Here is a 15,534-nt window from a genome sequence, read left to right as displayed (position 1 = left end):
GCGGTTCTTGACAGATCGTTCGCAAAGCGAACAGATGTCCGAAGTAAAACTTTTTTAACACGAGAAAGAGGAACGCATGAGCAACGAGAACGCCCTGTGGTCCCATGTCGAGGCCAAGAAGGACAGTTTCTGCGCCTTGGCTGACCGCGTCTGGGACACGCCCGAGCTTTTGTACAAGGAGCATCAGTCCGCCGCCGCGCATCGCGAGATGCTGGAGGCAGAGGGGTTTCGCGTCACCGCGGGCGTGGCGGGGATCGAAACCGCCGTGATGGGCGAGGCGGGGCAGGGTGGCCCGGTCATTGCGATCCTCGGAGAGTATGATGCCCTTCCGGGTCTCAGTCAGCAGGCCGGCGTGGATTACCACGCGCCGGTCACGGATGGCGGAAGCGGCCACGGCTGCGGGCATAACCTTCTGGGCGCTGGTGCGCTTCTGGCTGCAACGGCGGTGAAGGGTTGGCTTGAGGCGAACGGCGTGCCGGGCCGCGTGCGGTATTATGGTTGCCCCGCGGAAGAGGGCGGCGCGGCCAAGACATTCATGGTGCGCGACGGTGTTTTCGACGACGTGGATGCGGCGTTGTCCTGGCATCCGATGAGCTTCAACGGGATCATCCCGCCGCTGACGCTGGCCGTGGCGATGGTGGATTTCCACTTCAAGGGCCGGACCTCACATGCCGCGGTGTCCCCGCATCTGGGACGCAGCGCGCTGGACGCAGTCGAGTTGATGAACGTGGGCGTGAACTACCTGCGTGAACACGTGCCGCAGGACAGTCGTATCCATTATGCGGTGACGGATTCGGGCGGGATCGCGCCCAACATCGTGCAGGAGCGCGCGACGGTCCGCTATTCGGTGCGCTCCCTCAAGCGCAAGGACATGCAGTCGCTGGTGGAGCGGGTGACCAATGTTGCCAAGGGCGCGGCGCTGATGACGGATACCTCGGTGGAGGTGGATTTCATCTCCGCAATGTCCGAAATGCTGGACAATCCGCCGCTCTACAAGCTGCTGCAGCGCCACATGGAAGCAGTTGGTCCGGCGCAGTTCGATGCTGCGGATCTGGAGTATGCCAGCCGGATGCAGGGCACGTTGACCGAGGCCGATATCGAAGCCGCCTATCTGGCTGCCGGGCTTGATCCGCGCGATACGCCGATCTGCGATTTCGTCGTGCCCTACGAGACACGCGGCGTGCCGATGCTCGGCTCCACCGATCTGGGCGATATCAGCTGGACGGTGCCGTTTGCCCAGCTCGCCGGGGCGACCTATGCCATCGGAACGCCGGGCCACACCTGGCAGATCACCGCGCAGGGCAAGGCGCCCGCCGCTCACAAGGCCATGGTGCAGGTTTCCAAGGCGCTGGCGGGTGCGGCGGCGGACCTTCTGAGCAAACCTGCGCTGCTGGCTGAAGCGCGCGCCGATTTCACCGACCGCACAGGCAAGACCCCCTATCAAAGCCCGCTGACCCCGGACGCCCGTCCGCGCGCAGCGTGAGGAGATGACATGAGCCGTATGACTGAAAAGCTTTCCGCAATTCGCGAAGCGATGGCGGAGCAGGGCGTCGACCTTGTGGCGCTTGGCCCTGGCGCGCATATGCACTGGGTTCTGGGCTGGCATCCGCATCCGGACGAACGCCTGACGCTGCTGGCGATCGGGCAGGACAGCGCGTATTTCGTTGTTCCTTCGGTCAATGCCGAACAGGCCGGCGCGCACGCGGGCCTGCCGCTGATCACATGGAAGGACGAGGATGGACCCGGGGGCGCGCTGCTGAGTCTCGCCCAGAAGATCGGGCAGGCAACGCGGCTGGTGTTGGACGAGACGATGCGGACGGATTTCTCGCTCCCGCTCATCGATGTGTTCAACGGCGCGGAGCCGGTCTTTGCCGATCAGCTTGTCGGCGCCTTGCGCATGATCAAGGACACCGAGGAGCTGGCAAAGCTGAAGGCAAGCGCGGCCGTGGCGGATCAGGCCATGCAGGCTGGCTTTGCCGCCATCCGGCCGGGGTTGACCGAAACGCAGGTGGCGCAGGCCATGCGCGACAGTTTCGCAAGCGCCGGGGCGCAGGTTGCCTTCACCCTCTGCGCGAGTGGGCCGAATGGTGCGTTTCCCCATCATTCCACCGGGGAGCGCGTCCTGGAAGAGGGCGACGCCATCGTTTTTGACATCGGCGCAGGCTTTGGCGGCTATCCGAGTGACATCACGCGCATGGCGGCGGTTGGCCGGGTGCCCGAAGGATATGACGCGGTCCATGCGGTCGTGGAGGCGGCCTGGCAGGCAGCGGCGGCGGCCGCAAAGCCGGGCGTGGCGGCGCATGTTGTCGATGACGCGGCGCGCAAGGTCATTTCCGATGCGGGCTATGGCGCGTATTTCGTGCATCGCACGGGACATGGCCTTGGTCTCGAAGTGCATGAGCCGCCTTACCTGACCTCCTCGTCTGAGACGATCCTGAAGGAAGGCATGGTCTTTTCCATTGAGCCGGGGATCTACATTCCGGGCCGGTTCGGCATCCGCCTTGAGGATATCGTCATTCTCGGCGCGAACGGTGTCGAACGGCTGTCCGGCCTGTCGCGCGACGTGGTGATTGCCGGCACCTGAGCCGGCAACCCCAAGGATAACTTCATAAAAACAGGGAGACTGACAATGACAAGGCATTTGCTATTGGCCGCAACGGCCATGACACTGACCATGAGCGCGGCGCAGGCGGAAACGCTGCGATGGGCGCGCGCGGGGGATGCGCTGACGCTTGATCCGCACGCGCAGAACGAAGGTCCGACGCTGGCGTTGATGCAGCAAATGATGGAGCCGCTTGTCCTGCGCAATCCCGCAGGCGCGCTGGAAGGGGCGCTTGCGACGGACTGGTCTGTCAGCCCGGACAATCCCGATGTCTGGACGTTCACGCTGCGACAGGGCGTGACCTTTCACGATGGGGCGGCCTTCACCGCCGAAGATGTCGTGTTCTCTTTCGAGCGTGCGCTGAGCGAGAACAGCGACATGAAGGGGCTGATTTCCTCGATTGCCTCGGTTGAGGCCGTGGACGATCACACGGTTGAGATCACGACAAAAGGGCCGAACCCGTTGTTGCCGGCGGCCTTGCCGAACATCCTTGTCATCGACAAGGACTGGGCCGAAACCAATGGCGCGGTCCGCGTGCAGGACGTCGAAAGCGGTGAGGAGACGTTTGCCTCCCAGAACGTCAACGGAACGGGGCCGTACAAGTTGGTCAGCCGTGAGTCGGATGCCCAGACGGTGCTGACGGCCCATGACGGGTATTGGGGCGCAGGCACCTTCCCGCTCGATTACACCGACATCATTTACACGCCGATCCAGAACCCCTCGACCCGTATGGCGGCACTGCTGTCCGGAGAGGTGGATTTCATTCAGGATGTTCCGGTGCAGGATTTGCAGCGGGTCGAGGCTGATCCCGCGCTCAAGATCATGTCCTCGCCGCAGAACCGGGTGATCTTCTTCGGTCTCAACACCAGCGACGCTCTGGTCAACGAGACGATGGATGGTCCGAACCCCATGGCCGACCTGCGTGTCCGCGAGGCGATGAACATGGCGATCAATCGCGATGCGATCCGGCAGGTCGTGATGCGGGGCCAGTCGATCCCGGCGGGTGTGATCATGCCGCCTTTCGTCAACGGCTGGAATGAAGAGCTGAATGCCGTACCGGCCATGGATCTGGACGCGGCCAGGGCCAAGCTGGCGGACGCCGGTTTCGCCGATGGGTTTTCCGTTCAGCTCGATTGTCCGAATGATCGCTACATCAATGACGAGGCGATCTGTCAGGCGACGGTCGGCATGCTGGCGCAGATCGGCGTGACGGTGAACCTGAACGCACAGCCGAAGGCGCAGCACTTTCCGTTGGTCAACGGGCTGACGTCGGATTTCTATATGCTGGGCTGGGGCGTGCCGTCCTATGACTCCGAGTACATCTTCAACTTCCTCTACCACACCAAGGAGGATCTCTACGGCACGTGGAACGGCACACGCTATTCCAACCCGAAGCTGGACGAGATGACCAAGGCGATCGCGGCCGAGGTCGACCTTGAAAAGCGTGATGGCATGATTGCCGAGATGTGGGCGATGGCGAAGGCCGATGTGGTCTACCTGCCGATTCATCACCAGGTGCTGAACTGGGCGATGAAAACCGGTGTCGGGGCCGCCGTGGACGCCGATGATCAGGTGAAGGTAAAGTACTTCACGGCCGAATAATGTGATACCCTCGCCGCAGGACGTCTGCCTACCCTGTGGCGAGGGTCTTCGAGTCAAATAAAATTAATGTCAGCCGGATCAGTGCCAGATGGTCGGCAGCGCGCTTGCCATTATGCAAGGCAGTGTCAAAAATCACGATCACGAACGAACACAAAGAAACGATAAACAGGGGAACCCGATGAAATCGACATTTGCTCTTTCGCTGATTGGCGCACTCATGGCGACGACCGTCCCATTAAGCGCTGAAACCCTGCGGTGGGCGCGCGCCGGTGATGCGCTGACGCTCGACCCGCATTCGCAGAACGAAGGTCCGACGCATACCATTCGGCACCAAATGTATGAACCGTTGATCATTCGCGATGTGACCGGCGCCTTCGAGCCGGCTCTTGCGACCGAGTGGGGCCCGAAAGCCGACGATCCGAACGTTTGGGTCTTTAAGCTGCGTGAAGGCGTGACGTTCCACGATGGCGCCGATTTCACGGCCGAAGATGTGGTCTTCAGCTTCGAGCGGGCCAAGCAGCCCAACTCTGACATGAAAGAGCTGATTGGGTCGATCACCGAAGTGCGCGCCGTCGACGATTACACGGTCGAGATGGTGACCGACGGACCGAACCCGATCCTGCCGTCGAACCTGACCAATCTTTTCATTCTGGACAAGGGGTGGGCCGAGGCGAACAACACCGTCAACGTGCAGGATTTCGAAGGTGGCGAGATCACTTATGCCACGACGAACGCGAATGGCACCGGTCCCTACATGCTGCAAAGCCGCGAACCGGATGTGAAGACCGTCATGGTGCGCAACGACAATTATTGGGGTATCGACCAATTCCCGATGGAGGTCACGGAGATCGTTTACACGCCGATCCAGAACGCCGCGACCCGCGTCGCCGCAATGCTGTCCGGCGAAATCGATTTCCTGCAGGACATGCCGGTGCAGGATCTGGACCGCGTGAACAATGCCGATGGGCTGATGGTCAAGCAGGCGCCGCAGAACCGGGTGATCTTCTTTGGCCTGAATATGGGTGCGGACGATATCGAAGGGGATGACGTCGACGGCAAGAACCCCTTGGCCGATGTGCGTGTGCGCAAGGCGATGTCGATGGCGATCAACCGTGATGCCATCCAGCAGGTCGTGATGCGGGGCCAGTCTATCCCGGCCGGCATGATCGCACCGCCGTTCGTCAACGGATGGACCGAAGAGATGGACGCGGAATCCAGCACCGACATCGACGCGGCCAAGGCGCTGCTGGCCGAGGCAGGATATGCCGATGGGTTCTCGATCCGTCTGGACTGCCCGAATGACCGCTACATCAACGACGAAGCGATCTGTCAGGCGGCCGTTGGTATGCTGGGCCAGATTGGCATAACGGTGAACCTCGACGCCAAACCCAAGGCGCAGCATTTCCCGCTCATCACCGATGGAAAGACGGATTTCTACATGCTGGGTTGGGGCGTTCCGACCTATGATTCAGAGTACGTCTTCAACTTCCTCGTGCACGGCCGGGAATCCGATATTGGCACCTGGAACGGCACCGGCTACGACAACGACGAACTTGATGCCAAGATCGAGTCTCTGGCGTCGAACACCGATCTGGAAGCCCGCAATGCGGACATTGCCGAGATCTGGCGCGTCGTTCAGGACGAGCAGCTCTACATTCCCATTCACCACCAGGTGCTGAACTGGGGTATGGCGGAAACTGTCGGCATCGAGGTTGATCCCGAGGATCAGCCGAAGGTCAAATACTTCACGATGAACTGAACCTCGCCCCCGCGTGCGCCTTCTGTCCGCGCGCGGGGTTGCCTGTCTTGTCAGCATGGGCCTTTGACCTCAGCCCGGCTCTCCCCGATTTCAGGAAGGAAATGCCATGAAGGATCTGATCATGGCGGCCACGCTGGTCGCTTGGTGTGCCGGTGGCGCGCAGGCCGAAGAATTCAGATGGGCGGTGACCACCGATCCGCAGACCATGGACCCGCATGCTGTCAACTCGACGCCGGTGCTGGGATTTCTCAATAATATCTACGAAGGCCTCGTACGGCGTGGCAAGGATATGAGCGTGGAGCCGTCGCTGGCGACATCGTGGGAACCGATCGGCGAGGGTGAAGGCTGGCGATTTACGCTGCGCGAAGGGGTGCGCTTCCATGACGGCAGCGCGTTCGATGCAGAAGATGTGATGTTCTCCTATCAGCGGGCCTCCAGCCCAGAGTCCGATACGGCAAGCTGGTTCGCACCGGTGTCGGAGGTGAAGGTGGTGGACGACTATACGGTCGATTTCATGACGACCGCGCCCAACCCCCTGTTCCCGTCCTCGATCGCCAACTGGATGATCATGGACAGCGGCTGGGCCGAGGCCAACAACGCGATAAGACCCGACAAGGAAGCCGGAAACTATGCGACTTTGAATGCCAATGGCACCGGGGCGTTCACTGTAACGGCCCGAGAACCGGGTCTACGGACGGTCCTTGAACCCTTCGACGGATGGTGGGGCGAGGTTGAGCACAACATCACCCGCGCGGAGCTGACACCGATCCAGAACCCGGCCACCGCTCTTGCGGCGCTGCTCTCGGGCGATGTGGATTTCATCAATCCCGTGCCGGTGCAGGATGTGGCCCGGCTTCAGGGGAATCCGGATGTGAGCGTTGTTCAAGGGATCGAGGCGCGGGTCATCATGCTGGGCTTTCCGCATGAGGCGGGCGCGCTGAAGTATTCCGCCGAGACCTTAGAGGCCAACCCCTTCGCCGATGCGCGTGTGCGCCGGGCCGTGGCGCATGCGATCAACGTGCCCGCGATCCTGCAAACGATCATGCGTGGCAATGCCGAGCCGGTGAACCAACTGGTCAGCGCTGCGATGAGCGGGTATTCCGAAGCCCTCGCCGACGCGCCGGGCTTTGATCAGCAAAAGGCGCGGGACCTGCTGACCGAGGCGGGATATCCCGATGGTTTTTCCTTCGGTTTGAAATGCACCAACAATCGTTACCTGAATGACGAAGCCGTCTGTCAGGCGGTGACGGGAATGCTGGCGCAGGTCGGGCTCGACGCGACGTTGGAGGCCATGCCGGTCAACAACTACTGGCCCGAGTTGCGGGCGGATAACTTCGACATGTATTTGCTCGGCTGGTCCCCCGGAACCTTCGATGCGGAGCATCCGATCCGGTTTCTTGTTGCGACGCCCGATGAAGAAAAGAAGCTCGGAAGCTGGAACTTCGGCGGATACTCCAACGCGCGCATCGATGAACTGTTGCCGATGATCCAATCGGAAATCGACGCGGGAAAACGCCAGGCCATGCTTGATGAGGTCGCACAGATCATGACGGACGAGCAGGCCTATGTTCCGCTCTATGTCCAGCCCCTGATCTGGGGGACCCGCTCCAATATCGAACTGACGCAGCGCCCGGATAACTTCTTTATCCTGCGGTGGGTGCGTGTGAACTGAAGACAGGCCGGGGCGGCGGTGCGCCGTCCCGATCCAAACCAACGGAGGCGCAATGCTAGCATTCATCATCCGGCGCGTCGCGCAATCCATTCTCGTGCTGTTGATCGTGGGGCTTGTCGCCTTCTCGATGTTCACTTTCGTCGGCGATCCGATCGACAATATGCTCGGGCAGGAGCGGACCGCCGAGGATATCGCACGTCTCCGCGAGCAACTCGGCCTCGATCAGCCCTTTGTCGTTCAATACTTCAAATTTCTGCAGGAGGCGGTGCAGGGCAACTTCGGCATCAGCTATCGCCAGGGCCGCCCGGTGACCGACATCTTGCTCGAACGCGCGCCGGCCACGCTGGAGCTGGCCTTGGTGTCCAGTGTGCTGGCGATTGTCTTTGGCATCGCGTTGGGGGTGTTCACGGCCATTCGCCGCAATGGCGTGCTGGCGAATGCCATCATGTCTGCCTCGTTGATCGGGGTCTCCCTGCCGACCTTCCTGATCGGTATCCTGCTGATTTACGTTTTCTCTGTCGAGCTCGGCTGGCTGCCCAGTTTCGGACGCGGCGAGGTGGTGGAGATTGGCGGCTGGAAGACCGGCTTTCTGACAGAAAGCGGGCTGCGCGCGCTAATTCTGCCCTCCATCACGCTGGGGCTTTACCAGATGACATTGATCATGCGGCTGGTCCGGTCCGAAATGCTCGAAGTGCTTCGGCAGGATTACATCCGGTTTGCCCGCGCCCGGGGGCTGCGCAGCCGCGCGGTCAACTTCCGTCATGCGCTCAAGAATACGATGGTTCCGGTGATCACGGTTATCGGCTTGCAGCTCGGTGCGATCATCGCCTTTGCCATCATCACCGAGACGGTGTTCCAGTGGCCGGGCGTCGGGCTGCTCTTCATCAATGCGATCCAGTTCGTCGATATTCCGGTCATGGCGGCCTACCTCATGCTGATTTCCGTGATGTTCGTGGGGATCAATCTTCTTGTGGACATACTCTACTTCTTCATTGATCCGCGCCTGCGCGCCGATCGTTCGCGAGGCCACTGATGACCGACACACCAACCGCACCGCCGCCGAAATCTCGCCTGCGCATCGCCCTTGAGAGCGACGTGGTCTATACGTTCCGGCGCTCGCCCGTGGCGGTCGCGTCGGCCGTGGTGGTTCTCATTCTTGTCCTGTCGGCCCTCTTCGCCCCGTGGATCGCCCCGACCAATCCGTTCGATCCCGCGTCGCTCAACCTGATGAACGGTTTCACGCCGCCCTCATCGCCCAACGCCTTTACCGGCGATACCTTCCTGATGGGGACGGATGACCAGGGGCGGGATGTGTTTTCGACCATTCTCTATGGCATGCGTATCTCGCTTTTCGTGGGCGTTGCCGCGGTTGGGTTTGCCATGGTGCTCGGCATCACGCTGGGGCTTGTTTCCGGCTATGTCGGCGGCTGGGTCGAAACCGTGATCATGCGGATCGCTGACGTTCAGCTGACGTTCCCGTCGATCCTTGTCGCGATGCTGATCTTCGGCGTTGCCAAGGGGGTGACGCCGGTCGAATACCGCGATCAGATGGCGATCTGGGTGTTGATCCTGGCCATCGGCCTGTCGGATTGGGTGCAGTTTGCCCGTGTGGTGCGCGGGGCGACGTTGGTGGAAAAGAACAAGGAATATGTCGCCGCCGCCCGGCTGATCGGGCGCAGGCCGGGGGCGATCATGCTGAGGCATATCCTGCCCAACGTGCTCTCTCCAGTTCTGGTGATTGCCACCATTTCGCTGGCACTGGCGATCATCGCCGAGGCAACGCTCTCCTTTCTTGGCGTGGGCGCGCCGCCGACGCAGCCATCGCTGGGCACATTGATCCGCATCGGGCAGGGTTTTCTCTTCTCCGGCGAGTGGTGGATCCTGTTTTTCCCGGCCTGCACGCTTCTGGCCCTGGCCCTGTCGGTCAACCTGCTTGGTGACTGGCTGCGCGACGCATTGAACCCGAGGCTGCGCTGATGAGCAAAACCGTTCTGTCGATCCGTGATCTTACGGTGGAAATTCCCACCCGGCACGGCCTCCTGCGTCCGGTGGACACGGTGAGCTATGACATTGCCCAGGGTGAGATCCTTGGTGTTGTTGGCGAATCCGGAGCGGGCAAATCCATGGCGGGCAACGCGGTGATCGGGTTGCTCAATCCTCCGGCTCATGTCTCCTCGGGCGAGATCTGGCTCAATGGCCAGCGCATAGATCAGCTGCGGGGCGAAGCGATGCGCCGTCTGCGTGGCAAGCAGATCGGGATGGTGTTCCAGGATCCGCTTACGTCGCTCAATCCGTTGCTGCGGATCGGTGATCAGCTGGTCGAGACGATGCTGACGCACCTGAAGATCAGCCAGACCGAGGCCGAAGCCCGCGCGGTGCGTGCGCTCGAAGAGGTGGGCATTCCCGGTGCGGCGCAGCGTGTGAACAGCTATCCGCACGAGTTTTCGGGAGGCATGCGGCAACGCGTCGTGATCGCGCTCGCCCTGTGTGCGGAGCCATCGCTGATCATTGCCGATGAGCCGACCACGGCGCTGGACGTGTCCGTCCAGGCGCAGATCATTGCTCTGCTCAAGCGGCTCTGCCGCGAACGCGGCACGGCGGTGATGCTGATCACCCACGATATGGGCGTGATCGCCGAGGCGACGGATCGTGTAGCGGTGATGTATGCCGGACGTCTGGCCGAGTTGGGGCCGGTTCGGGACGTTCTGACCCGGCCGCAGCATCCCTATACGCACGGCCTGATGGCGTCGACGCCGCTTGCATCGGCGGGCAAGGATCGCCTGCACCAGATCCCCGGCGCCATGCCGCGGCTGGATTCCGTTCCCGATGGCTGTGCCTTCAACCCGCGCTGCCCGCGCGCGACCGATCTGTGCCGTCAGCCGCCGTCGCCGCGCGTGGAAGACGGCAAGGCCGCCTGCTGGCATCCGCTTGGTCTGGAAACCGTTCAGGAGGCCCGTTGATGACGCTGGTCAAGATCGAGAACCTCAGCCGCGTCTTCGACGTATCCAAGCCGTGGTTGAACAGAGTGATCGAACGGAGGGAAAAGGCATATCTGACCGCCGTGTCGGAAGTCTCTTTCGAGGTCGAGGAACGCTCGACCTATGCGTTGGTCGGCGAGTCCGGATCGGGCAAATCCACGATCGGAAAGATGTTGGTCGGACTGCTGCGCCCCACGGCCGGTACGGTCGAAATTGACGGTGTCGATCTGGCGAACGAACGGGATGCGGCCAAGGTCGATGCAATCCGCGCCGATATCCAGATGATTTTTCAGGACCCTTTCGCCTCCTTGAACCCGCGCTGGCGGGTCAGGGATATCATCGTGGAACCCGTTGCGGCGCGCGGCGGCGAAACCGAAGGATTGGCCGAAAAACTGCTGGAGCAGGTGGGATTGTCGGTCAAGGATGCGGGCAAGTTTCCGCATGAGTTCTCCGGCGGTCAGCGGCAGCGGATCTGTATTGCCCGGGCGTTGGCCTCTGACCCGCGTTTGATCGTCTGTGACGAGCCGACTTCGGCGCTTGATGTCTCGGTGCAGGCGCAGGTGCTGAATCTGATGAGCGATCTGAAGGACGAGTTCGGCCTCACCTATGTCTTTATCAGCCACGATCTGACCGTTGTGCGCCATATGGCCGACCGTATTGGTGTGCTCTATCTTGGCCGGTTGGTCGAGGAAGCGGCGCCGGAGGACCTGTTCCAGACGCCCAAGCATCCCTACACTCAGATGTTGCTGGAAGCGGCACCGCAGATGGATGGGTTCGGCCGTGAAGTTGCCCCGCCTGAAGGCGAGATTCCGGATCCGATCAACCCGCCACCCGGTTGCGCCTTTCATCCGCGCTGCCCGATTGCGCAGGACGTGTGCAAAACGACGCGGCCCGAGCTGCGCCGGATCGGCGGAGCGCGGGTGGCCTGTCATCTCGCTGAATAGCGGGGATGTCGTCAGGACCGGAAAGGCATCGGCCCCTTTGGCCGGTGCCGGGTGGCGCGCTCAGCCCAGACCGGCCTCAACGGGGAGGCAGATTCCGGTGATTGCCGCCGCAAGAGGTGAGACGAGAAAGCAAGCCGCATTGGCGACGTCCTCTTCGGTCGCAAGTCGACCAAGCGCGGTCTGCGATTGCAGCGTTTCGATGGCCTGATCCACCGGCATGCCGCCCTGGCCGGCGCGCGCTTCGATCCGGTCAAGCAGAGCATCGGTCAGGATCGGACCGGGGGCCAGCGCATTGACCCGCACACCGTCGCGCCCCATGTCCAGCGCCGCCGCGCGCGCGAGCCCCAGAACCGCATGTTTGCTTGCCGTGTAAAGCGCCTGATCGGGATGGGCGGTATAGCCATTGATTGAGGCCATCAGAACTGCGGCGCCCCGCGTCTGCGCCAGCCACGGTGCAGCGCACTTCAGGCTGAGCGCCACGCCGCGTATATTCAGCGTACAAACAGCATCCCATTCATCCAGATCAAGTGCGTCGATCCTGCGCCAGGGCGGAACCCGCCCGGCGTTGGCAACCAGAATGTCGAGCCGCCCGAGCCGCGCCAAGCCGCTGCGGAAAACGTCCTCGGAATCCGGCGCCGTCAAGTCGAGCGCGATTGTATTCCAGTCTGCAGGAATATCGCTGCCGTCAAGTGTCTCTGGCAGGTCAAGCACGCAGACAGCGGCTCCGGCCTTGGACAGGGTCTGCGCGATGGCGCGCCCCAATCCGCGCGCACCGCCGGTCACAAGCGCCGTCTTTCCGGTCAGGTCGATCATGTCGCCTCCTTTATACGCGCGCCCTCGCCACAAGGGCAGCGGCGCGCTGTCGATCATTCGATGACGATCAGATCCTGAAAGCCGGAAGTGAGCGGCTCGCCGCCTGCCGGACGCGCCACGATGCAATCCTCGACACGGGCGCTGAAATCCATGTCCCGGAAGATCGACGGCTCGATAGTAAAGATCATGCCTTCGCGCACCTCGGTGGTGTCACCCTTGGTCAGGAAAGGCGGTTCGTGTACGTCCCAGCCGATACCGTGACCAAGACGGTGACGGAAATCCTTGCCGAAGCCAGCATCTTCGATGACGTCGCGCGCCGCCTTGTCGACTTGCTCGCAGGTCACCGCGCCGGCTTTGAGCGCAGCAATCCCCGCGGCCTGACTTTCCATGACCAACCTGTGCACCAGCCGCTGTTCGTCGGTCGGGGCGCCGAAGGCCACGGTGCGGCCAAAGTCGTAGCACATGCCATCAAGGATCGCGCCAAAGTCGAAATTGACCGAGACTGGCCGGTCCAACTTGCGCGGCCAGGTCTTCAGCTTGTCTCCGAAGATCAGCGGATGATCCGGACCGGAGTTGTAAAGGGAGGTGGTGAAGGACGGCCCGAGCGAGCCATGCGCCTTCATCTGGTAGTCGATCTCTGCGCTGATCTCGAGCTCGGTCATGCCCATTTTCAGGTTTTTGACCGTAGCGGCAAAAGCCTTTTCGGTGATCTCACCCGCACGGCGCAGCAGGTCGATCTCGTCCTGATCCTTGATCACCCTGATTGGCCGCAACAATGCCGTGCCGTTGGCGAATGTCACGCCGGGCACCAGCGCCTGAAGCTGCATTAGGGTTTCGGCTTCGCCGTCTTCGGAGACGGCAACGGTTGCGCCAGCGCCGATGCCCAGATCCGTGAGGATGCCGCGCGCCATCTCGACGGGGTCGTCCCAATCGCCCAGAACGCGCAGGTCGACACCTTTGACACCGCCCGCGCTGCCAAATTCGGCAGTCATGCGCGGCAGGGTCAGGATCGGGTCGCGTCCGGGGGCGATCCACATACCTTCGATCCAATGGCCGGGATGCAGATTGCGCCCGTAATTTGGAATATCGCGGTGGATGCCGGTCAGGTAATCCAGGTCGGTCCCGATGGGAAAAAAGATCAAATCGGCGGCGCCGTCGATGCTGTTGCGGAACCGGGTCATCCGGTCAGAGTAGCTGGCCACTTGGGCTCTCCTTCTTTGGTCGTTGCATCCATGTGATGGCATGCGGCCTGATGGCCGGTGTCGACGTCTCTGGCCGCGGGTCGGGTGGTGCGGCACAGCTCGGTTGCCAGGGGGCAGCGCGGATGAAAGGCGCAGCCCGAAGGCGGATCGAGGGGCGAGGGAATGTCACCCTTGATCGGGGCATAGACCTTGCGGCGGCGATCAAGTCGCGGAACACCGTCGATCAGCGCACGGGTGTAGGGGTGTGCGGGCGCATCGAAGATCGCATCCACCGGCCCGATTTCGACAACGCGGCCAAGGTACATGACCATGACGCGGTCGGAGATATGTTCGACGATGCCAAGGTCGTGGCTGATGAACAGGTATGTGAGGTCAAATTCGTCCCGCAGGTCCATGAAAAGATTGACGATCTGCGCTTGGATCGAAACGTCCAGAGCCGAGACCGCTTCGTCGCAGACGAGGATTTCGGGTTTGACGGCGAGCGCCCGCGCAATGCCGACGCGCTGACGCTGACCGCCGGAAAAGGCGTGTGGGAAACGGTCTGCATAGCTTGGATCGATGCCGCAGCGCTCCATCATGTCCGCGACATAGCGTTCGATTTCGCCGGGACCGGCAATGCGGTGAATGCGGGGCGCTTCTCCGATCAGGCTTTTGACCCGTTTGCGCGGGTTCAGGGAGGAAAACGGATCCTGAAAGATCATTTGCGTGGGCAGCGCCTTGCCGGGTGTCCGGGGCCGTGTGATCGTTCCGGAGGTTGGATCGAGCAGGCCCGCGACCATGCGTCCGAGCGTGGACTTGCCACAGCCGGATTCCCCGACCACGCCAAGGATCTCGCCGGGGTACAGATCGAAACTGACGTCTTCGACGGCGCGTACGATTGCGGCAGGTGACGCAAGGCCGATGCGCCGCAGGACGCGCGTGACCGCATCTCCCTCCGAGCCGAACCGACGGCCAAGATCACGCACGGACAGCAACGGTTTTTTCATGGTGCGGCCCCTTCGATCAACGGGTGATGGCAGCGGACGGCGCGGTTGGGTCGGAGCGCGCCGAGCGCGGGCATTTCGGCGCAGGCCGGGGTCGCTACAGCGCAGCGCGGGGCAAAGGCGCAACCGGGCGGAAGATCGGTCAAGGCCGGCATCCGTCCCGGGATCTGCTGCAACCGCCCACCGCGCCGGCCCGGAACCGGAACAGAGGCAATCAGCCCACGGGTGTAAGGATGGGCTGGCGTGTCGAGAATGTCATCAACGGGACCCTCTTCCACAATCCGGCCCGCGTACATGACGGCAATCCGGTCCGCGAGGCCGGCGACCACGGCAAGATCGTGGCTGATCCAGACGAGGGCCGTGCCGCGCTCGCGGCAGAGCCTCTGCACGAGCGCGAGAATTTGGCCTTGAATGGTGACGTCCAATGCCGTTGTCGGCTCGTCCGCGATAATCAGATCCGGCTCGTGCAGAAGCGCGATGGCGATGGCGACCCGCTGCCGCATCCCGCCCGACAGCTGATGTGGATAGGCCGTAAGGCGCTCTTCGGGCGCGGGGATGCCGACCTCATCCAACGCGGCGATGGCGCGCGCGCGGACTTCGGGCGCATTGAGGGTTTCATGGGCCAGCAGAGCGTCGCGGATCTGATTTCCAATGCGGAGCACCGGGTTCAGGGTCATCATCGGATCCTGAAAGATCATGGCGATTTTTCGGCCTCTCAGACGGCGCATCTCTTTTTCCGGGAGGGTCAGGATGTTCTGACCATGCAGCCGGACTTCCCCGTGAGTCACACGCCCGGGGGGACTGATCAGGCGGTTGATCGAAAAACCGGTCAGAGATTTGCCAGAGCCGCTTTCCCCGACCAGACCAAGAATTTCGCCGCGCCCGACCCGGAGCGACAAATCGCTTAGGGCATGGATCGTCGATTTTGGCGTGACAAAGCTGGTTTGAAGGCCTTGAAGCTCCAGAACAGGGGTCATGA

The 15,534-nt window shown here is 62.1% G+C and carries 13 protein-coding genes; 9 read left to right on the top strand and 4 right to left on the bottom strand.

All coding sequences use genetic code 11. The features are described from left to right. Positions 1 to 76: 76 nt before the first annotated feature. The 9 genes from ACN2XU_RS13645 to ACN2XU_RS13605 all read left to right on the top strand — a co-directional run bounded on the left by ACN2XU_RS13645 (position 77) and on the right by ACN2XU_RS13605 (position 11,557). The gene (locus ACN2XU_RS13645; protein ID WP_419411006.1) at positions 77 to 1,483 is read left to right on the top strand and encodes a M20 family metallopeptidase; all 1,407 of its coding nucleotides are present in this window, start codon (positions 77 to 79) and stop codon (positions 1,481 to 1,483) included. 9 nt (positions 1,484 to 1,492) lie between these two features. Then, positions 1,493 to 2,584, top strand: a complete 1,092-nt coding sequence (locus tag ACN2XU_RS13640; protein ID WP_419411005.1) for a M24 family metallopeptidase — start codon at positions 1,493 to 1,495, stop codon at positions 2,582 to 2,584. 45 nt (positions 2,585 to 2,629) lie between these two features. Continuing rightward, entirely contained in the window at positions 2,630 to 4,204 is a 1,575-nt protein-coding gene (locus ACN2XU_RS13635; RefSeq protein WP_419411004.1) for an ABC transporter substrate-binding protein, read from the top strand. A 178-nt stretch (positions 4,205 to 4,382) separates the two neighbouring features. Next, entirely contained in the window at positions 4,383 to 5,963 is a 1,581-nt protein-coding gene (locus ACN2XU_RS13630) for an ABC transporter substrate-binding protein (protein WP_419411003.1), read from the top strand. Positions 5,964 to 6,069: 106 nt separating this feature from the next. Then, complete coding sequence (locus ACN2XU_RS13625) at positions 6,070 to 7,635, top strand: ABC transporter substrate-binding protein (RefSeq protein WP_419411002.1); 1,566 nt, start codon at positions 6,070 to 6,072, stop codon at positions 7,633 to 7,635. A gap of 52 nt (positions 7,636 to 7,687) precedes the next feature. Then, a complete protein-coding gene (locus ACN2XU_RS13620; RefSeq protein WP_419411001.1) occupies positions 7,688 to 8,668 on the top strand; it encodes an ABC transporter permease in 981 nt (326 codons plus the stop codon). After that, positions 8,668 to 9,612: an ABC transporter permease gene (locus ACN2XU_RS13615; protein ID WP_419411000.1), complete on the top strand. Its 945-nt coding sequence runs from the start codon at positions 8,668 to 8,670 to the stop codon at positions 9,610 to 9,612. Before ACN2XU_RS13620 ends, ACN2XU_RS13615 begins: the two co-directional genes overlap by 1 nt. Next, positions 9,612 to 10,595 (top strand): ABC transporter ATP-binding protein, encoded by a 984-nt coding sequence (locus ACN2XU_RS13610; RefSeq protein WP_419410999.1) that lies wholly within the window; start codon positions 9,612 to 9,614, stop codon positions 10,593 to 10,595. The genes ACN2XU_RS13615 and ACN2XU_RS13610 overlap by 1 nt, the downstream gene beginning before the upstream one ends. Then, positions 10,595 to 11,557 carry an ABC transporter ATP-binding protein gene (locus ACN2XU_RS13605; protein WP_419410998.1) on the top strand — a complete coding sequence of 321 codons (963 nt, stop codon included), beginning with the start codon at positions 10,595 to 10,597 and terminating at the stop codon, positions 11,555 to 11,557. The genes ACN2XU_RS13610 and ACN2XU_RS13605 overlap by 1 nt, the downstream gene beginning before the upstream one ends. A gap of 60 nt (positions 11,558 to 11,617) precedes the next feature. On the opposite strand, the gene ACN2XU_RS13600 is transcribed toward ACN2XU_RS13605, so the two are convergent. Genes ACN2XU_RS13600 through ACN2XU_RS13585 form a run of 4 tightly spaced genes read right to left on the bottom strand, consistent with a single transcriptional unit; the run spans position 11,618 to position 15,532 of the window. Next, a complete protein-coding gene (locus tag ACN2XU_RS13600) occupies positions 11,618 to 12,370 on the bottom strand; it encodes an SDR family NAD(P)-dependent oxidoreductase (protein ID WP_419410997.1) in 753 nt (250 codons plus the stop codon). A gap of 53 nt (positions 12,371 to 12,423) precedes the next feature. Beyond that, positions 12,424 to 13,572 (bottom strand): M24 family metallopeptidase, encoded by a 1,149-nt coding sequence (locus ACN2XU_RS13595; protein WP_419410996.1) that lies wholly within the window; start codon positions 13,570 to 13,572, stop codon positions 12,424 to 12,426. Next, the gene (locus ACN2XU_RS13590; protein ID WP_419410995.1) at positions 13,548 to 14,558 is read right to left on the bottom strand and encodes an ABC transporter ATP-binding protein; all 1,011 of its coding nucleotides are present in this window, start codon (positions 14,556 to 14,558) and stop codon (positions 13,548 to 13,550) included. Before ACN2XU_RS13590 ends, ACN2XU_RS13595 begins: the two co-directional genes overlap by 25 nt. Continuing rightward, complete coding sequence (locus tag ACN2XU_RS13585; RefSeq protein ID WP_419410994.1) at positions 14,555 to 15,532, bottom strand: ABC transporter ATP-binding protein; 978 nt, start codon at positions 15,530 to 15,532, stop codon at positions 14,555 to 14,557. Before ACN2XU_RS13585 ends, ACN2XU_RS13590 begins: the two co-directional genes overlap by 4 nt. Positions 15,533 to 15,534: the final 2 nt, after the last annotated feature.

The sequence above is a fragment of the Pacificoceanicola niger genome, assembly GCF_048553275.1.
Classification (GTDB): Bacteria; Pseudomonadota; Alphaproteobacteria; order Rhodobacterales; family Rhodobacteraceae; genus Pacificoceanicola.
This window is presented reverse-complemented; position numbering and strand designations above follow the sequence as displayed.